Consider the following 20,966-nt stretch of genomic DNA (forward strand, 5'->3'; position numbering starts at 1 on the left):
CATCATCTGTCTACCCCCTCATTTTCAGTCGATTCTAAATCAAGATTTATTACCAAACTAAAAATGAATGTGTTTGTATATGATAAGCAAATATGACATATACATATCAATTATAACATAAAATATTATAATTGACTCTTTGTGAACTACTTTTTTTAGTGGAAATTATCTGCTTTTTGTCTACTTTCATTACAAAAAAGTTACAAATTATTTTTTTAATCAAACTCGGATGGATTATTATTGTTTTATTAGAAATAAATAGCAGAAAAAATACCAAGACTATAAAGAGTCTAGGTATTTTTAAATATATACGGAAAACAACTTATTGCTTACTTATTAAAGATTGATTGCCTGAAGTCGTCTGTTTCACGAAGATAAGCATTATAAATCTTCTTTTTGAGCAGGTTGACCCAGCTGGCATCAACACGGCTAGTTGCATTGGTAATGTTGCGTACATCCTCTGCTACTGCTTCGTCCATCAGCTTCTGCATCTCTTCATAAGAGCGAATGGTTACTTTCTTGGTACTGCTTGGATTTTTAAGCTCGTACTCAATAGTGATTGGTTTAAGCTTGGTCAGCTGATTAATCCGCTCTTGGTACATAGCTTTCTTGAAGGCTACCCAGGAGTCATATTCACCCTTGAATACATTTTCCAAGACTTTCTGGTCAGTCACGAGACCTACATCTCTTCCGGACCATCCATCCCAAGTTTTCTTACCTTCATCAAAGGCTTCCTTAGAGTACTTACCAGAAACATAAGGGATAAATCCTTCATGGTAACCCTTGGCTGCCAGCAACTCATAGGCCGTACGGCGGAACATGACATCACCTGGCGCTCCATTTGGATTACTCAAGGCTGAGTAAATTGGTGAGAAGAGGCTGAGACTGAGGTAGCCATTTCGGCCATATCTTCCACTATCCTTGTTCTCCCGACGAGTGATAACATCATTTTCAATCAGGGAGTTAAAGGTCTTCAGCTGCTTGATTTCTTCAGCAGTAAAGCTTCGCGTCTGGTTACCAGCATGGGTCTCCTTACCATACTTATCTGTAATATAGTAATTCTCCATCTTCCTGAACCACTGAAGCTTAGCATCATCACTTTGTTTGAGCATAGAAGTACCTTCTAGGTAATCCAGCGTGTAAATCATGTCAAACATACCATGGACATAGTGCTGCAGGTCTTCTGCATTTTGAACGCGTTCCTTGAAGTTATATGTGTGCAGGCGCGTCTTAGAGTCCTTGTCGACCTTGAAGAGGGTATTGAGCGTAATGGTTGCCTCATCCGCACTTGGAGTGGACTGCAGGAGTCCGCGAGCATAGAGCTCAGCTCCCAGACCTTCGCGGCGACCATTGCCCTCAAAGTAGATGCCACCGTCAGAATTATGGGTCATCTCATGCGTGTAGACAGAGTTACCATAGTCTTCTAACAATTTAGCTGCATCAAAGTGGGTTACACTTCCCGTGGCATAGGCATTGTAGCCCTTGCTTGGATACCACTTGCCAGCTGGTCCAAAGAATTCCTGCATAGCTAGTGATTTTTTGTCATTAGCTGGAGCCCAATATTTTTGACCATTCTTGTCAACCAATGAGAATCCATCGTAAACCAGAACAGAACGGAAGAGCTTGTCCTTGCTTTCATCGCTTAGAATCTTATACCAGAAGTCATAGTGATCACGCTGGTATTCAGCTGTTTTTCTCACTCGGTCTTCAACAAATTCAGCTAGCTCTGCATCTGTCCGAACCCTGCCATTGGCATCAAGGCGATAACGGTCATAAGCCCCCATGGAGATGGTAGACATATTGGAGATAGCATAGACACCCTTCTCAGTCATGGTCAAGAGTGGCAAGAGCATGCCCTTGTGTTCCCAGTTATCAGCAGTAATCTTGTCGTAAACGCCGACAGAATACTTATTCTTGTCCTCGGCTGCATCCTGAAGCTGTCTCGCTTCTGCTATATCTGACTTAGCCTCAACGATGTAGGCTTTTGTATTGGTCTTGAGCCATTCATTATTGCTCTTGTCCGGCAGGAAGAGCTGACGATAGCCTTCCAGATAGTTGAAGAGTCCTCGTTTACCAGTCGCTTCAGAAAGTGAGGCATCATAAGCCATATAGTTGTTCTTAGCTTTAAGATTGTTCATGCCTGACTTACCAAGTGAAATGATGGTATCTAAGGTTGAAGCATTATGATTTCCAAAGAAGTCAAATTTATATGCTGACAAATCCTTGACATTGATATTGTCATAGTTGATATTATACCAACGGTTGAGATAGGTCAGACCAAGTAAGAAGGCTTCTTTATTGTCTTTAATTTGCTGAGCTATATAGTCTGCTACAACATTGCCTTCCGTATTGATAGACTTGTCCATAGCCAGTACCTTGCGCAGCTCTTCTGACAGCTTGGTCTTGACTTGGTCAAAGGCAGTATCTAGATAGAGATCATCCAGAGAAGTGTCAGCATTTACGCCTAAAACAGTTCGCATAGCCGGTGAGTCAAGGACAACCTTGTTCAACTCCGGCAGCACTTGATTGAGAACTCTGCTATAGTCTGATAGAAAGGCTTCTGGTGTATAAAGGAGGTCTAGGCCATTTACAGTATATTCTGAAATTGCCTTATATTTGAAATCTCCTTTATAGGTCAGATCCAGGTAATCAACCGTATTGTCCTCAAAGTGCAGCATCAGACGGTTAATCCCGGTCTTATTGCTATTGATATCGGTGATAATCTGATCGCCCTTCATCGGAACAACATCTAGCAAGTACTCTTTATTGAGCTTGTGGTTTTCTGGAAGTTTATTTCCATAGGCAACGATGGTCTCCTTATTATAGAATGGAAGGAGTTTTTCCATGTTAGCATAAGCTATCAGACGGTCTTCTCGAGCATTCTTTTCCTGGGCATAGTTGACAGAATAAAGGTTCAGATTCGTGTCTTCTAGCGTGGTTGTAATGTCTAAGCTAGCCAGCTTCTCTTCTGCCTGGTCCAGAGTCAGAGTTGAAGTGACAAACTTGTCATTTTCCAGTGTTTTATTTCCTTCAACGGCATAAGCTTCTGTGATACGGTTGTTTTCATATCCCTGATCACCAGAAATACTGTAAACATTTGTACCGCTGATGTTGCTGATGACATTATCAATCAAGCCATTGAAGTAATTGGAACCAACCACACCACCAATCTGACCGTTCTTAGTAGAGTTTTGAATCTTTCCAGCTACATAAGAGCGGCTGATGCGGGCATTGTTTTCTAAACGGCCGACTAAACCGCCAAAGCGTTGGTTGTTGGCTCTAGCGCCTGCTAGAATGGTCACATCTGCCCTGCTTTGGCTAATCAAGGAGTTTCCTCCCTTAAGATTGGCAACCAAACCACCGACATTGTATTCTTTGCCCTGTTTATCATTTGACACGATAGTTCCAGTAAAGGAGCTGTTAGTGATTTGAGTATCATTAGCAACAACGACTAAACCTGCCACTTGTGAAGCATTGTCTTTCACTTCTACTCTACCTTGGACTGAAACGTCTGTGATTCGAGCCCCTTCTGCATTGCGGGCCAGGGCAGCTGAGTCATAAGTACCTACAATATTGACCTCTTTCAGGTCCAGATTGGAAATAGAGGAACCACTCTTGAGGTTTTCAAATAAAGGCTTGGCTAGATTATAAATAGCGTACTGCTTGCCATTATGACTACCAGTCAGGCTGCCTGTGAAGTTCCCTTTGAGGTAGACATAATCCGCAGGAGCCAGACTGACCTCGCTAGCATCCAAATCTGCTCCCAGAACATAGTTGCCAGCCATATTTTGCTTCATAGCGTCTACCAAACTAGCAAAGCTGGTGTAGACATTTTGCTGACTAGGAGCAACTGCCTTGCTGATATAGAAGTCATAGCCAGACTTATAGCCTGTCTCACCTTCTTGAACCAGCTCAGGCAGAGAGACTGTTACCTTATAGACATCCCTGCCATCCTTATGGCTTTCCGCTATGCTGTGAACCGGCAGGAGCATTTCCTTAGATTCACTTGATTTGACTTTGACAAAGTAGGTAGACAGATCCGTAGGCATAGAGCTCATCGACACGACGCGCTTAAACTGGTCGTTTTCTTTTCTGTAAAACTCGACCGAATCAATATCTCGGAAGGCAATCTTCTTGTATTCCAATTCAAAATTGCGGCTGCTGGTTTCAAGGTCTGTGAAGCTGCCATTATCCAGTTCATAAGTCAGCTTGGTTTTCAAAGTATAGCCTGTGTAGTAGTCTAAGTCGCCAATCTTCAGACTTCCTGCGAAATTGGTAATTGGAAGAGTGCGAACAAGCTGATCTCCCTGATACAATTCTGCAGTCGCTGAACGGAAGGACTGGGTCTGGTCTTCCAGTCTATATTGGACTGTAACCGACTTATCATCAGGATTTTCTGTCAGACTTAGAATGGAAACTGTTGGCTTGACTTTAGGTACTCCATTTAGAGCTTCTTTGGCTGCTGTCAGGCTAGCAAATGCTTGGTTGACCTGCACTTGTGTGGCAGTTTGATTGTTCAGAACTCCTTCTGCCTTGGCTAATTCGTCAGTATAAGCTGTCTGCTTATCTGAATCAGCATTTTTATATTTTGGAGCTGCTTTGATAATTGGATTTAAATCGTATTCATTTTGAAGAGCCGTTTTGACAACCTCAAGGCCACTTAACTGTGCCTTGGCTTGATTGATTTGTTCAACAAGCTGGTTAACTTCTGCTTGGCTAGCATGTGATTGGCTCAGAATCGCTTGACCTGCTGTCAAAGCAGTATCATAGCTAGATTGATGACTCTGACTATCGTTGAAATAACGTGCTTGAGCTTTAATCTGATCCGCTTCCGCTAATAGATTGTACAGTGGAATTAAATCGAACTCTTCTAAGGCTGCTGCTTTTGGTGCTTCGTTCGGCACCATATTTGGATTAGCGGTACCGACTTTGACAACTTGAGTAACAGGTGCTAGAGTTTCTTCGTTTGAGATCTCTTGACGGTCAATCTCTTGGCCATTGGAGTTGTAGATACGAGTCTTAATAGTGCGTTCACCTTCAACACCCGGAGTGGCGATTTGACGGGCATCTCGTACAAGTTCATCCGTCTCTTCTTCACGAATGGTAAAGTTGATTTTCTCTACGCGAGTTTCATCCGTGTAAGTCAACGGATATTCTGGAAGAGCCTCTGCTTTCGGTGCATCGTTCGGTACCATGGTTGGCTTAGCTGTACCAACTTTAACAATTTGCGTTACTGGAGCGAGAGTTTCCTCATTGGAAAGTTCTTGGCGGTCAATTTCTTGACCGTTAGAGCTGTAGACGCGGGTCTTGATAGTTCTCTCACCTTCAACACCCGGAGTGGCGATTTGACGGGCATCTCGTACAAGTTCATCCGTCTCTTCTTCACGAATCGTGAAGTTGATTTTCTCTACGCGGGTTTCGTCCGTGTAGGTCAGTGGATACTCTGGCAAAGCGTCTGCTTTTGGAGCATCACTCGATATCATGGTTGGTTTAGCCGTACCGACTTTGACAACTTGAGTAACAGGTGCTAGAGTTTCCTCATTTGAGATCTCTTGACGGTCGATTTCTTGGCCGTTTGAGCTATAGACACGAGTCTTGATAGTTCGCTCGCCTTGCACACCTGGGGTCGCAATTTGACGGGCATCGCGAACCAATTCGTCCGTCTCTTCTTCACGAATGGTGAAGTTGATTTTCTCAACACGCGTTTCATCTGTATAAGTAAGCGGGTACTCTGGAAGAGCGTCTGCTTTCGGTGCATCGTTTGGAACCAGATGTGGCTTAGCTGTTCCGACTTTGACAACTTGCGTTACTGGAGCTAGAGTTTCCTCGTTGGACAATTCTTGTCGGTCAACTTCTTGACCGTTAGAACTATAGACACGGGTCTTGATAGTCCGCTCACCTTGAACTCCCGGAGTCGCAATTTGACGGGCATCGCGAACCAACTCGTCCGTCTCTTCTTCACGAATGGTAAAGTTGATTTTCTCTACCCGAGTTTCATCTGTATAAGTCAACGGGTATTCTGGAAGAGCGTCTGCTTTCGGTGCATCGTTTGGAACCAGATGTGGCTTAGCTGTTCCGACTTTGACAACTTGTGTTACTGGAGCCAGAGTTTCCTCATTGGACAACTCTTGACGGTCAACTTCTTGACCGTTTGAGCTATAGACACGAGTCTTGATGGTCCGTTCACCTTGGACACCTGGAGTTGCGATTTGACGGGCATCCTGAGGCAATTCATCGGTGTATTGTTCCTCAATGTTAAAGGCAATTTTCTCAACACGCGTTTCATCCGTGTAAGTCAACGGATATTCTGGAAGAACTTCTGCTTTCGGCGCATCGTTCGGTACCAGGGTTGGCTTAGCAGTACCGACTTTGACAACTTGCGTTACTGGAGCCAGAGTTTCTTCATTAGAAAGCTCTTGGCGATCAACTTCTTGACCGTTGGAACTGTATATGCGGGTCTTGATGGTTCGCTCGCCCTCAACACCTGGAGTCGCGATTTGACGGACGCCTTGGACTAGCTCGTCTGTCTCTTCTTCACGAATGGTGAAGTTAATTTTTTCAACTCTAGTTTCGTCCGTGTAAGTCAGCGGGTATTCTGGAAGAACTTCTGCTTTCGGTGCATCGTTTGGAACCATATTCGGCTTAGCCGTACCGACCTTAAAAACCTGTGTTACTGGAGCTAGAGTCTCTTCATTAGATAGTTCTTGACGATCAATTTCCTGACCGTTGGAACTGTATATGCGGGACTTAATGGTTCGCTCACCTTGCACACCTGGTGTTGCAATTTGACGGGCATCCTGTGGCAATTCATCGGTATATTGTTCCTCAATATTAAAGGCAACCTTCTCTACACGCGTTTCGTCGGTGTAAGTCAGAGGGTATTCTGGTAGCTCTTCAACCTTTGGTGCGTCAGCCGGAATCAGGCTTGACTTACTTGTACCGACCTTAATAATTTGAGTGACTGCTGCAAGAATTTCTTCATCCGATAAAACTTGGCGGTCAACCTCTTGGCCATTCGAGGTATAGATACGAGTGGTAATCGCCCGCTCACCCTGTACACCTAGTGTGACAACTTGGCGACTGCCTTCTGGAATCTCATCAGTATACTGTTCTTCGACAGAAAAATCTATCTTTTCTCTTCGGGTTTCATCCGTTGCAGTCAGCTCTAATTCTGGGGCTTGATACACGGGTGCTTCATCTGGTGCGGTACCGTAAGTTGTTAGTTCCGGAACTTCTTGTACTGGAGCGGTGTCTGGTGCAGTGCCATAAGTCGTTAGCTCAGGCACTTCTTGAACCGGTGCAGTATCTGGCGTTGTGCCATAGGTCGTCAATTCGGGAACTTCTTGTACTGGAGCTGTATCTGGCGCCGTTCCATAAGACGTTAATTCGGGAACTTCTTGCACCGGGGCTACATCAGGTGTAGTTCCATACGTCGTTAGCTCAGGAACCTCTTGCACTGGTGCAGTATCGGGCGTTGTGCCATAGGTTGTTAACTCTGGGACTTCTTGGACTGGCGCAGTATCGGGCGTCGTTCCATAGGTCGTCAATTCGGGAACTTCATTTACGGGTGCGGTATCTGGTGACGTACCATAAGTCGTCAATTCAGGAACTTCTTGAACTGGCGCTTCTTTTGGTACAGATTTGACTGCGGCAGTTCCAACCAACACAATTTCCGAAACTGGCTCTGCAGTTACCTGTTCTGAAACCACTTCGCTTTTTACAATTTCTTTACCAGCAATATAATTGCGAGTGACGACAGTACGTGTACCAGCAACACCTGCACGAACAATCTGAGATTGTCCCTCTGCGAGCTCATTTGAATATTGGTATTCTGTTTGATAAGGCAGAACTTGGGTTTGGCTGCTTTCTTGGCTCTTGAATTCGAGTTCTGGTACTTCAGTGACTAGAGAAAGCCGAGCAAATTCGCGCTCTTTGGCAGCAATAATCTCTTTTTCTTGCTCTGTCAGTTTCTCTATTTCAGTAGATACCGGCTTGTTGGCAGTACCCTGATTCCCAGAAAGACTAGCAGATTTACCTGCCTGCTGATCGACTTCGACAGCTGACAAGTCCTTTTGTGCCGTAGGAAGCTGATGACTTCCTGCTGCGTTCGCCTTGCCCTGTTCACCGCTTTTAAGATAGCCGACATATTCGAAACCAGCAATCTCTAAAGGTTCAGGCAGCTTATCTCCTACTGTCAAATTTAGCCTTTGATTGTAGGCGGCTAATTCAATATTGGTCACTGCAAATACAGAAGGAGCTAGGAGAATAGAGCCTAGACCTGTCACCAGCAAAATAGAAGACAGGTATCGCTTACCATTTCTACCTCGTGCAATTACTAAGACTGCTAAAGTCAGCCCAGCAGCTGCAAAAGTTGCTTCCCACAGACTTGAGTAGCCTGTCTTTGGCAAACTTTTTGCCGAAAGCCCCTGGGTCTTTGGACGGTAAACCAGGTAATAAGCATCAGAGTTTTCTTCCACAAACTTTGGAAGCTCCTTAACAACAGCATTCTTCTCAGCTTCAGTGAGTTCAGACTCTACTACGTAGTGATACTGGACTGGAACGGTTTTGCCTGCTGAGACTTCTGCAGCCTCAACCGTGTTTATATTTCCCCCTATTGCGGTACTCAAAAAGAAGCTTCCGATAGTGGCAGAAACCAATCCTACTGATAACTTTCTAAAAGAATAGCGCTGGAGCGTATCACCAGTGATTCTTTTTTCCATAATAATTCCCTTTTCTCCATATAATAATCTCTTAAAATTTTACAGAATTTCCTATAAAAATTCAATGCTTTTGCTTAAAAATATATCTTTGAAGGCTGAAATCATCATATTTTTGAACAGCCATAAAATAATGTTCATTTTTACTAAAAAATAAAAAACAAATCTTCGGTTAGAAAATTTGTTTTTTAAAATATGATTTATTTTGTTAGTCAGGAGTTCAAATCCAATTCAAAGAGACCATACTCATGCTTGTCTCCTTGCAGTTCTGCCGCATAGTGGCGCGTGACGGTTTTTTGATGAATCAAGGCTCCAATAGCTGAGGCTTGACGCTTCTGCGCTTCTTTAAAAATCGGATAGGCCAAGGCAGAGCCCAATCCCAAGAATTGCTCATCTACCCCTAGATACATAATCGTATAACGTTTTGGAAAACGCTTGATCCAAAAAAGTTTAGCTAGGTTGAGAGGAGTCAGTTTTTGATAAACCAGAGAACCGTAGTCCGGCATGGCAATCAGAAAACCTGCTAGCTTTCCCTCCTTATAGGCCAGCTTAACCATGGAAAAATCAAGAATATACTGGTATTTTTGAAAAATCTGACTGAACTGCTGACTGGAAATTGAGCGATAAATCGGAAAATCTTGATAGAGGCGATTGAGGAGCTCAAAAACCTGCAGCGAAGCTTTTCCCCACTCCTGCTTCTTAGGAGAGCAAATAGTGAATCCCGCTTCTTCAAAAGACTCAAAGCGATGAGCCAGCTTGTCCTGATGAATTTGATTGCTGACCTTGGGATAAAAATTGGACAGATAGCACTCCTTGAGCTCAAAACCAGCAGCCTTCCACAGCTGAGGATAATAGTCTGGATTATGAGGTTCCCCAGTAAAAGGGAGCTCCTGTGTTCCAGTCAGCTGCATTCGATAACCCAGCCAAAAGCTTGCCTGTACGGGACCGATTATCTTAATCACTCCGAGACTGCGAGCAAAACCTGCTAAATGCTTGATAAAAGCAGATGCAATCTGTTGAACATTGATCGACTCAAAAAATCCCAAGTAAGCAGCCTCATCATCTGAATAAAAGGTCAGAAGCCCTCGAATACAAGGCCGACTGTCCACATAGCCAATAAAAGCATAGGTTTCTAAGTCAGAACTCAGCGGGTGACTGCCCTCAATCAAAGCCAGCTCTTCCTCTTCCGACTGCATGAGGTGGTCTGGCTGGTAAATCTGTTTGGGCAGGGCTAGAAAATCGTCCAGCTCTACAGTATTAGGTTTGACTGGTTTAATTTCCAGCATGGTCTTCCTCCTTGATTAGTCGAATCTTGCCAGTAAGGCCATCCATCTCAATCCAATCACCGTTTTGCAGCTGGCTGCAAGCACCTCTGACATTGACAATGGAAGGAATACCTAACTCTCGGGAAATAATAGCTGTGTGCGAGAGCAAAGACCCCTGCTCGGCAATGACACCCTTGGCTTGGGTCAGAAGATAGACCCAGCCCGGATCGGTCATCTTGGTCACGATAATCCGGTCCTGAGCAAACTCAATCTCCTGCACATCTTCCACGACCAAAACCTGGGACTTAACGCAGCCAGGTGAGCAGCCAATCCCTTGTAAGACTTGATTACCTGTATTATGACTGCTGGTGCGGTTTTGCGGTTTCAGATATTTCTCAAAGGCCTGTCCAGCAAAAACATAGCGACTAAAAGTTGGCAGCTCCTTATCAGCCTCCAACTTCTCTCGACGCTCGGCTATCAAGCCACTGACATCTCTGGGCTTTATTGTCAACTCAAACAGCTCTTCCTTTGTCAGGTAAAAAACATCGTCAGGCGTAGCCAGCAACCCTCGCTCGGCTAATTGCTGACCCAATGTTCTGAAAATCTGCCGCATCATGCCGTAGATCCGTGTGCGGTTTAAGCGGGAGCTTTCCCGATATTTAACACCAGTCATGGCTCGCTTGCGAAGAAAATTTGTCCACCAGCCTGATTTTTGCACCTCTTCTTCAAGTTTCTGAGGAGCCAACCTCTTCTCCTCTTGCTGGCACATTTGCAGCAGGAGCTTGAGCAGACGCTCTGGGTGCGTTCGAAAGGTTGGAGTTTCTAACTTCAACTCTTCCGGAGCCCGATCACCAAATTCATGGATAAAATGGGCTATTTCTTGAACCAAAGGATGCTGGAGACTTAGAAAGACTGCTGGACTTTCACTTGCCATGGCTTGTCTAATCGCTGCATTTTCTTCCGCTTTCAGCTGAGCTGTTAAAGCCTGCAGAGCCAAAGCCGGCCGCATACTTTCAATCTGCTCAATTCCTGCAATCTCAGCCTGGACAGCTCCGCCGCGACGCGACTTCTTCAGGAGTCCAGTATAGACAAAGGCATAGAGGTCATTGACCAGCGTAATGTCCCAGTGAGCCAGAATATCCTCTTTTAGCTTGCTTACCAAGGCAATCAAGGTCTCTGCATCTGCGTCGGGAGAAAAGCTCGCTTCGTATTCGCGCTGAATCTGGGCAAACTGCTCTTCCAATTGCCGCATTTGCTTGGGGGACGTCCAAAACTCTCGAATAATGCGGAGCATGATTTGCAGGCGTTTGAAAGCAGAAAGGTGCACCGGCATCTGAGGTACCTCTGTCTCTCGCACTCCCAGCATATCCTGCCAGATTGGAATGATTTTCTTCGAAAAAGGTAAAAGCTGCAGCAGCTGATACCAGCTCTGAATCTGGTAATAGACTCGGCTATTGACCGGCTGCAGCATATTTTGAAAAGTAGCTTCATAGGCAGCCAACTCAGGGGCATCCTTGCCAACCAAGCGTTGAGCCAGACTTCGGAAAATGCTGGCATAAGCCTCTTGGATAAAACTAATAGTCAGAGGACTGGAAACGCCCGGATAACTCTCGACAATGTTGCTGTTGTCCAGAATAATCCGCTGTCCCTCTGGCAAGGTGGTAATAGGGCGTGCCTGCAAGAGATAGAGTTGGCCATTCGCGAAGGTAAACTCCATATCCATATAAGGTCCGAAAAGCTGACTCACCTGACTCGCCAAGGCTTGTAACTCCTCGAGTTGTTCCTGTGATAATTCTGGTGAGTCCTTCGTCTGCTCTGTATAAAAGAGCTGGTCCTTGGGATGGAGGGTCACCATGGTTGTAGGAATTTTATCCTCCACAACCTTATTGCCCAAGCCCCGACCGATGACAATGATATGCTCATTCAAAATACCCTTGGGATTAGCCGTGAAGTAAATACCAGACAAGTCTCCCTCCTGCATGACCTGCACAAGACAAATCATCTGAGCTTGCTTCAAAGACTGGCCTTGCTCAAATAGATAGCTAAGAGCCGACTCCTGATAAAGAGAAAGTAAAGTAGCTTGGATAGCTTCTTTAAGCCCTTCTGGCTTCACATTGAGCTGGCTCTCAAATTGACCGGCAAAGGATGAAGCCTTCCCATCCTCAATGGTTGCAGATGAGCGGACTGCAAAGCGACAGTCTTTCTGAGAAAACTCCTGATGAATCCAGTTTTCTGCCGCTGTTAGATCTTCTTGACTATACTGCTCTCTGGCCCAGTCCTGCAGTTGCTGACTTAACTGGGACAAGTCCAACTCTCCAGACCGATAGGCTGCTTCCATCCGCTCCAAGTCAGCAGAGCTGGCAGATTTTTGAAAAAAGTCAAAAGCAAACACTGCAAAGTCAGGAACCGGCAATCCAGCAGCCTGCATTTTCAGCAAATGATAGGCCTTGCCACCGACCTGATCAAGCCCTGTCTGCTTGATTCTTTTCATCAAAGTACCCCCATCAAGAGATAGACAGCAACGGACAGAACCATGGTTGTCTCCGTGATATAAGTATAACGCTCCACCCGCTCCCGGATATTAAAGCGAGTTGGATCCTTGATAAACTGCTCAAACTGGACAGTCATCCAGATGACATTCAGCACCAAGACCACCACTCCGACATGGGAAATATTCCAGAGAAGAGCGAAATTGGTCAAGATATCCAGCAGAGTCACCACCTCGATAAAGCGGGTGGCTTTTTTGTAGCCAAAAAGCATAGAATAGGTCACATACTCGGTCTCGTCTTTTGGCGCCCGAATCTTGCGGCAGACTTCCCAGATCAGACTTGGGAAATACATGGTAAAGGCCAGCAAAACGGTCGGCAGGGACAAGAGAGGCAGATTGTACTTGTAGCAGACAAAAGAGATAGTATAGAGATTCAAAATCATCATGACCGGATTATGGGTCACAAGAGCCAGAGGCAAGGAATTTTGAATTTTGTCTCGCTTAAAGAACCAGAAAGACATGAGAGTTCCGTAGATATAGAGAAAGAGGAACCAGCCAATATTGTTCATAAAGAGAATATTGAGAATCACAGACACAGCTACGATAAAGCTGAGGGCAATAGCCAAGTCCTTCTTTTTCACCCGGCCAGATGGCAGAGCCCGATGAGGAAAGAGACGTCTGTCGGTCTCATAGTCCTTGAAATCATCCGCAATCCGCAGAATCATCAGAAAGACAAAAATCGTAAAAATCCCAATCAACTCCTGATGGTCAAAGTGAAACTTGGTCACTCCGTCATTGAGCAAGAGGACAAAATAAATCTCAAAAAACATGATGGCAGCCACAAAAAAGCGCGGCAGCAAAGGGAACATTTCCTTATAATAAACAGCTAATCGTTTAAACATAGCTTTTCTCCAATCTTTTCACCCATTTGAATCTGGGTTTCTATTCCGAGGTCTGAGTAAGTCAGGATATCCTGATCCAAGCGAATCGTGTCTGCCGGATAGAGGACAAGAATGGTTGAGCCGCCCAGACCAAAGCACCCCTTCTCCTGTCCTCGGACCAAACGGTCCTGATTGTGATTGTAAATTCTTCCGACCAAGAGCGCCCCTACTTCCATCTGCAAGACTGGCCCTAGCTCGGTATCTAAAAGACAGTATTCTCTTTTATTTTCCTTGTAAATCAAGCGCCGCTTCTGGGCTACCTGTCTGACCGTATGCAGGCGTCCCTTGATTTTTCGTCTTTGGGTAATTCTGCCGGATTCAGCTGCCAGATAGCGGTGCAGGTCTTCCACTCCCAGTCGATAAACCAGCGCTGTTCCGCCACTAAACAGCTGAACCAACTCTTCATCCAGCAGTAGGTCAGCTAGCCTGTATGACTGCCCCTTAATCATCAGCCGCAAGTCCTGACTGATGGTAAAAGCCTCCAGCTTGGCATCCGCCACTGCCAGCACTTGACTGTCAGGACAGATTGGACGCAGTTCTGGCTTGATTTTCCTCTGGAAAAAAGCCGCAAAGCTAGGATAGGGGCCATCTTCATAGTCAGCCAGATCCAGCTGATAACTTTCCACAAAAGCTGCTATTTTCTTGCGAGATAAAGGAGTGTAGTCTTTCAAAGTCAGAAGATAAGACAGGCTAGGTCGGGTCAAGATAGGCAATAAGAAGCGACCCCAAGCAGTACCATAAAGCTTGTCTAACAGACCCGCCTTGTATTCTGTCGGTTCCACTACTTGGCCAGTCTTTCTCTGATAGACCTTAACCATGCGGGAGAACCCCCAGACCAATCAGACTTGCAACAGCTAGAATCGCAAAGACCAGATAGGCCAGCTTATTCGGCTTGGGAATTCGGCAGTTGTATACAAATAGGAAGGTCAGCAAAAGAGACAAGCCCAACCACACCCAAGCAAAGAAACCAGGCGCCAACCATTGACATACCAGATAGGTCAGAGGGAAAAAGAGGGCGCTGTAAGTCACTGGCAAGCCGATAAAATAAGAGCCAGATCCTTCATCATGCTTGGCCAAGCGATTAAAATGAGCCAAGCGTGTAACCGCAGCTAAGACATAGAGGACAGCCAAGATGATATTGGCCCCTCCCAAGGGCAACTGGATCATGAGGAGCACAGCCGGGAGAGCCGCAAAGCTAATCATGTCGCAGAGCGAATCAATTTCAATGCCGAAGCGCTTCTGACTTTCAGTCCGCTTCATCCGCCGCGCCACCACACCATCAAAGAGGTCACAGATACCGCTAACGATAAAGGCCATCATAGCTAACCGCAGCTGGGACTGAATGATGGCATAGACTGCCAACAGTGCAAAAGCAGCGCCCGTATAGGTCAGGATAACAGATTTGTCGTATTCACCGATAAACAAAGGTTCATTCTTCTTCATGAATTCTTATTTCTCCTCTTCTTCCATCTAAAGTAACCAGCATGCCAGTTTCTAGCAGCTGAGTTGCATTCTTAGCGCAGACCAGAGCTGGAATCCCGCATTCCCGAGCGACAATGGAGGCATGGCAGAGAACCCCGCCATACTCTGTCACAAGACCTCCTAGAATACCGAAAACATAGCTCCAGCCCGTATCTGTATAGCGAGTGACAAGAATTTCTCCCGGTTCAATTGTCTCAATATCCGCCAAATCCAAGAGAACTCGAACCCGACCGGTCACCTGACCGCTGCTGGCTGGCATCCCTGTCAGAAGAGTCTGACTATCATGGGCTACCTCTTCCGGGCTAATCTCTTTGTCGGTCAAATCCCCCGCTGGCTCAAAATTCCGATAGGCCTGGCAATAGTGCTGATTATCTGCTGCTTCTTCTTGGAGCTGGTCAGCAGTCATTTGCCCTTCCATAAAGGAAGTCAGGCTTTCTTTCTTAATGTAAAAAATATCTTGTTCATTTTTCAGAAAGCCTCGCTTTTCATAGGCTCGGCCGAGTTTGAGGCTAATCTGGCGAATGAGGTGGTAATAGCGCGTGGAAATATCCTTGAACTCCTCCCGCCACCAAAGCAAGTTCCGCAAGTCTTCGCTGATTTTTTCTATCTTTTTCTGCTTGGCTCGAGATAGATGAGCCAAATCCAGCTCAGGCTCTGAGACAGGACTGAGCGAAGCTTTGGCCGCCTGGTAGTAAGCTGAATCAACAACCAATTGCTGGACTGCTATCATAACCTGATGAGCATCTTCTTCGTAACTAGCTACTCGCAAGTCCAGCTCCCGATCCGAGTGATAGCCAAAATCCTTTTGGAAATCCTGAATCTTGATGAAATCAGCTCGCTCAGGATATTGTGCAGTCAGTTCCTGCAATTCTTCCACCGATAGCTTCAACCAGTCGTCTGTCAGCTTTTCATCTGCTAGAATAAGATCCGCAACTTCCAGCATTCGAGTTAAAGGCTTGGTGTGTGAAACATTTCCCAACTTAGCAATCAACTGGAAAAACTCATCTACAGACAGCCATTTGAGCAGACTGGTCTTTTTCATAGACAGCTGGACCGTATTGATGTAGGCCTGCCAAAAATAAGTTCCCTCACTGTCTAAATAAGCCTGATTTAGCACTAACTGCCAAAGACTCTCGACCTGATGCAGCAGGCTTTGGTCGTTCAGTTCTTGGATTTCTTGATTCAGGCGGGTAAATTGCTGGCGCAGGTCTTGCAGCTTGTCTGGTGCCTGATGCAGAAAATTCTTAGTTACTTTTTGCGTTTTCAAGGCTACCCGCAGGAAATTCAAGAGCAGGGCTGGACTTAATTTGCTGGTAAAACCTTGACCTTGGTAGTCTTTATTGACTCCCAGCTCATCATCAAAGTCTCGCTCAATATAACCCGGAATCTGCTCCATGCCTTGCTTGACTACGCCTAAGTTCCAGAAAGGCCGAGCATAATGAAGACGCATCAGCGGAGGCATCACACCTTCAGGCTCTAGGCCAATTGCCAGCAAAAAGCTAGAGAGTGCCTCTTGCCAAGAATGGCAGTAAAGGCTCCACATCAGGTTGGGACAGGGCTGGGCCGCCACTCCTCCATCCCGAAAATTCGCCGTCGTCCAGCGACCACTGTCGATTTTAGTTGGTACTGTCGTGATGGGCCGAGCCTGCAGCAGATAGATTTGCTCTTGGACAGCACACCACTCAATATCCATCGGCCGACCAAAATACGCCACAATCTCCAAAACCTGCGCGTGCAGTTTCTGCAAGACTGCCAGAGGGATTTCAACTTTTTCAAACTTGCTCCAGTCCGGCTTGTACCAAGAAAGAGTCAGCTGCTCAGGATTGACTTGACCGCTAACCAAGCTCTCAGCTGAGCCTTTTACATACTCAAGAAGCATGGTCTGGTCCTGATTGGTCGCCACGTCTAGGGAAAAGCAGACACCGCTAAAGTCAGACTCTATCTGCTCCTGAATCAGCACTGCCATAGCAAAATCCTGCTCAGCAAGCCCATGACGCTGCCAGTAGGCCAATGCTTCTGGATTAAAGAGGGAAAGCAGACAAGAACGAATGCCCTGCTCAATTTCTGACAGTGTCCGGCAGTTGCCAATCGAGTCATATTGACCGGCAAATGACATGGTCTGTCCATCTTCTAAAAGGGCACTGCTGCGAACGATATAAGCTTGATTTTCCTGACAAAAAGCTACTAACTCCTGTAGCCAAGCTGGATCCAAGGGATATTGCTGCAAACGCTCCGCAATTTCCTCCTTGCCCAGTTCGATTAATTCTTTAAGTCCCTGTTTTGAGTATTCTGGCAGAGCTACTTTTAGCCAAGCCATGACTTGGTCTGCCGGCAATATTAGAGCCCTAGGCACCGAAAGCCCCAGCTGACAGAGGTTGATTAACTGATTGATTTTACCGCCATAGACGGCCGAAGGCTCTTTTTCCAGCCATAGTTCTTTCATCAAAAGCTCCCACCTCACATACGATTTTTTCTAAGTTTAGCCCAGTAGAGCAGACGATTGACTCCTAGATGCGTGCCTGCCCCCAGGATTATAATGCCCAGCATCTGCTTCCAGGACAGAGGAATATAGAAAAGCAAGAAAATGATACAGCCAATCAAGGAATCAATCTGGTCTATCCAGATAAAGGTCCATTTCCAGCCATTCTCCGCCGTCTTGCCCTCTCTTATTTCCAACCGGCGCTTGATGAAGCTATTAGGCAGCTCAAACAAAACATAAGCCAGCCCCAAAAGAGCCCCAAGCATCAGATTAAATAGCACGGTATTTTCGTAGAAGGCATAGACCAAGTGCAGCTTCTCTAGGGTGGGAATACCCTTTAAGAGCAATCCCCAAAGGATCTGCGCCAAAGCTCCCCAGACAATCATGCCCAAGAAACCTTTCCAGGTCTTGTTAGCCCCAAAAAGCCTCTTCCCATCCTTTAAAATCAACCCAGCATCCATTGGTCGATAAGCCGCCTCTAACAGTGAAGACTTGCAAAAGATCATATTCAGAACTCCAGCCAGAATGACCGGCATCAGGGTGATATATAAGGCAAGAATCGATTGCATACTTATTTCCTATTCTCTTTATGAAAATCAGCTTGAAAAGATTAAGAGACTTCTCAAACTTTTATGACTTCATTATATCATAAGTCACTAAAGCCCTTACACAACAAACTGTCAACATCTGTCTCATCTGATAGTGGTTCAAAAAATTCGCTATTTTACATTCTTATTTCTCCTTGTATCTGTAGCTGCCATGATTTTTCAAGATATACTAAGAATTAGTAGCAACTAAACAAGATTACAAATAATATGTCAATTAATCTTCCTTTTATTACAAGAGGCTTTTAAAAATTTGTAAACAAGCGTTTTATAATTCAAAGTAAAAAACCAGCTTTTCTAGCTGGTTTGTCAGTTTATCCTCTGTCATCATATCCATTTGGATGACTGGAATGCCATTTCCAAGCGGTTTCGATAATGGTTTCGATATTGTCAAATTTCGGCTGCCAGCCCAGAACATTTCTTGCTTTCTCAGAGGAAGCAATCAGCGTATCCGGATCCCCTGGGCGCCGCTCTGCTATTTCCAAAGGAATAGGATGGCCGGTCACCTTGCGGGCGGCTTCTACAATCTGAAGATTGGAAAAACCAGTCGAAGAGCCAAGGTTAAAGGCATCAGATGGTTGACCAGCACGCAGGTGCTCGACAGCCAAAATATGGGCGTCAGCCAAGTCGAAAGGATGGACATAATCGCGGACATTGGTCCCGTCCGGAGTATCGTAATCATCGCCAAAGACGGCAATCTTCTCACGTTTGCCCTGAGCCACCTGAAGCACAATGGGCAGGAGATGGGTTTCAGGACCGTGATCCTCACCGATTGAACCGTCAGGTTTGGCACCGGCCACATTGAAATAACGCAGGGCTACAAACTTGATGCCATAGGCCTGGTCTGCCCAGCTCATAATGGTCTCCATCATGAGTTTGCTCTCACCATAAGGATTGATAGGCTTTTGCGGAGTCGTTTCCAGAATCGGAACTTCCTCAGGAATGCCATAAGTCGCCGCTGTCGAAGAAAAGACAATATTTTTAACACCGCATTCCTGCATGACCTCCAAGAGAGAAACCATGCCAGCTGTGTTATTGTCAAAATACTTGAGCGGATCCACCATAGACTCTGCCACCAGTGAAAAAGCAGCAAAGTGAATGACTGCATCGATGGATGGATGTTTGGCAAAGACATCACGCATAAAGTCCTTATCAGCTAAATCACCCTCATAAAAGACTGCTTGCAGATGAACTGCTGCCCGATGACCAGTCACCAAATTATCAACGACGACTACCTCTTCCTTGCCTGCTGCTACCAAACGGTCTACCATGTGCGAGCCGATATAGCCAGCTCCGCCTAATACTAAAATTGCCATAAAACTTCCTTTCCCTGTTACGCTAGATTCATTATAACACATTTCCTAGGGCTGGATGCACGGATTGGACGAAGCGCATGAAAGCCGCCTGACCCTCCTCAGTTCGCTTGTAAACTCCCGCATCTTCCAGTACTCGGCTGAAAATCTGTCCAACCGATTCCTGAACTACTTCATCCACTGTCTCAGCGGTAACATCTGGATTCTGGCCTTTGAGTTGATTGGCCCACTCCTGATGATAGGCAGCAACCTGACAATCTTCTCCCATAAGGAAAAGTTTAACTTGTTTGAGCTCTTCCTTGAGCCGAGGTGGTAGAATAGCCAGCCCCATCACCTCAATCAGACCGATATTTTCTTTCTTAATGTGCTGCACATCCCTATGAGGATGATAAATGCCATCAGGATGTTCTGGGGAAGTTTGATTGTCCCGCAAGACCAAGTCTAGCTCAAAAGATCCATCTTTTCTGCGGGCAATCGGTGTAATGGTATGGTGCGGTTCACCCTCAGACTCTGCCAAGACCTGCACACTCGGGTCAGAATAAGTCCGCCAAGCTTGCAAGAGCTTGTCAGCCAACTTGATTAACTGTTCCTTCTTCTCAGACCTCAGACGAATGACTGACATGGGCCACTTGACAATGCCTGCTTCCACCTCTTCAAATCCGATAAAAGTAAAGCTGCAATCCAGCTCTGCTATTTCCATAGGGAAAGTATGACGTCCGCCCTGATAGTGGTCGTGGGTCAGGATAGAGCCGCCGACAATAGGCAGGTCGGCGTTGGAGCCTGCGAAATAGCCTGGAAAGGTCTCAACGATGTTTAGCAAGCGCTCAAAGGTCAGCCGACTGATAGCCATAGGAAGGTGCTGGCTGTGCAGAAAGATGCAATGCTCATTAAAGTAGGCATAGGGCGAATACTGGAAGCCCCACTCCTGACTAGACAAATCAAATCGAATAATCCGATGGTTAGCACGAGCTGGGTGGTCCAAGCGGCCTTGGTAGCCTTCATTTTCCATGCAGAGCTGACAGGATGGATAATGGCTATTCTTGGCCTTTTTAGCTGCCGCAATCTCCTTGGGATCCTTTTCTGGCTTAGAGAGATTGATGGTGATTTCCAAATCTCCATAGGCAGTCGGTGCTTTAAAAGCAATATTTTTAGCAATAGCCTTGACCTTGATGTAGCCATTCTTTTGACTAAGCCGGTAAAAATCAGCGACAGCTTGCTCTGGATTAGAGGCATAAGTCGTCCAGAAGTCCCGATTGAGCTGGCTAGGGGAAGGCGTGATTAAGTTCATGAGCTCAGCTCCCAGTACATCCTGCTCAGCCAGAGTATCACCAATCTTCCCATTCTTCACAGCCACAGCTACCAAGTCATCCTTCAGGTCAATTATCTGCTCAGCCTCTGTCTCCTGCTCTGCAACTGCCTCTCCGACTAAAGCCATGACACGATTGCTCAGATAGATAGTGTCCATTTCCTCAAAAGTGCTATTGTCAATCACTGCAGATACAAAAGCATCCAGTAACTTCTTGGACATAGATTTTCCTTTCTCTTGCTAGTAAAGAGAGTGGGACAGAAATCGGTAATTCGTTAGAATTCGATTTCGTCGTCCCACCTCCGCACAGTTGAGTAGGGCTGTAAAAGCTGATGAAATCAGCGTAATAGAGCCCACTCAACCACTGGTC

10 protein-coding genes are annotated in these 20,966 nt (G+C 45.8%); all 10 read right to left on the bottom strand.

From position 1 onward, the window contains the following. Positions 1–329: 329 nt before the first annotated feature. The 10 genes from ELZ47_RS06750 to galT all read right to left on the bottom strand — a co-directional run bounded on the left by ELZ47_RS06750 (position 330) and on the right by galT (position 20,818). Positions 330–8,720 (bottom strand): ZmpA/ZmpB/ZmpC family metallo-endopeptidase, encoded by an 8,391-nt coding sequence (locus ELZ47_RS06750; protein ID WP_126435633.1) that lies wholly within the window; start codon positions 8,718–8,720, stop codon positions 330–332. A gap of 209 nt (positions 8,721–8,929) precedes the next feature. Continuing rightward, a complete protein-coding gene (locus ELZ47_RS06755) occupies positions 8,930–10,003 on the bottom strand; it encodes a hypothetical protein (RefSeq protein ID WP_126435634.1) in 1,074 nt (357 codons plus the stop codon). Then, positions 9,990–12,473 (bottom strand): phosphoenolpyruvate synthase, encoded by a 2,484-nt coding sequence (locus ELZ47_RS06760; RefSeq protein WP_126435635.1) that lies wholly within the window; start codon positions 12,471–12,473, stop codon positions 9,990–9,992. Before ELZ47_RS06760 ends, ELZ47_RS06755 begins: the two co-directional genes overlap by 14 nt. Next, complete coding sequence (locus ELZ47_RS06765; RefSeq protein WP_126435636.1) at positions 12,473–13,372, bottom strand: UbiA family prenyltransferase; 900 nt, start codon at positions 13,370–13,372, stop codon at positions 12,473–12,475. Before ELZ47_RS06765 ends, ELZ47_RS06760 begins: the two co-directional genes overlap by 1 nt. Further along, a complete protein-coding gene (locus ELZ47_RS06770) occupies positions 13,357–14,229 on the bottom strand; it encodes a phosphatidylserine decarboxylase (RefSeq protein WP_126435637.1) in 873 nt (290 codons plus the stop codon). Before ELZ47_RS06770 ends, ELZ47_RS06765 begins: the two co-directional genes overlap by 16 nt. Then, positions 14,222–14,854 (bottom strand): CDP-alcohol phosphatidyltransferase family protein, encoded by a 633-nt coding sequence (locus ELZ47_RS06775; RefSeq protein WP_126435638.1) that lies wholly within the window; start codon positions 14,852–14,854, stop codon positions 14,222–14,224. Before ELZ47_RS06775 ends, ELZ47_RS06770 begins: the two co-directional genes overlap by 8 nt. After that, complete coding sequence (locus ELZ47_RS06780; protein ID WP_126436109.1) at positions 14,841–17,336, bottom strand: PEP/pyruvate-binding domain-containing protein; 2,496 nt, start codon at positions 17,334–17,336, stop codon at positions 14,841–14,843. The genes ELZ47_RS06775 and ELZ47_RS06780 overlap by 14 nt, the downstream gene beginning before the upstream one ends. A gap of 14 nt (positions 17,337–17,350) precedes the next feature. Continuing rightward, on the bottom strand, positions 17,351–17,941 hold the full coding sequence (locus ELZ47_RS06785; protein ID WP_125330987.1) for a CDP-archaeol synthase: 591 nt from the start codon (positions 17,939–17,941) through the stop codon (positions 17,351–17,353). A 350-nt stretch (positions 17,942–18,291) separates the two neighbouring features. Beyond that, positions 18,292–19,293: a UDP-glucose 4-epimerase GalE gene (gene galE / locus ELZ47_RS06790; RefSeq protein ID WP_164549573.1), complete on the bottom strand. Its 1,002-nt coding sequence runs from the start codon at positions 19,291–19,293 to the stop codon at positions 18,292–18,294. A 31-nt stretch (positions 19,294–19,324) separates the two neighbouring features. Next, positions 19,325–20,818: a UDP-glucose--hexose-1-phosphate uridylyltransferase gene (gene galT / locus ELZ47_RS06795; RefSeq protein ID WP_126435640.1), complete on the bottom strand. Its 1,494-nt coding sequence runs from the start codon at positions 20,816–20,818 to the stop codon at positions 19,325–19,327. Positions 20,819–20,966: the final 148 nt, after the last annotated feature.

Origin of the sequence: Streptococcus sanguinis, assembly GCF_900635155.1 — a bacterium.
Taxonomy (GTDB): domain Bacteria; phylum Bacillota; class Bacilli; order Lactobacillales; family Streptococcaceae; genus Streptococcus; species Streptococcus sanguinis_G.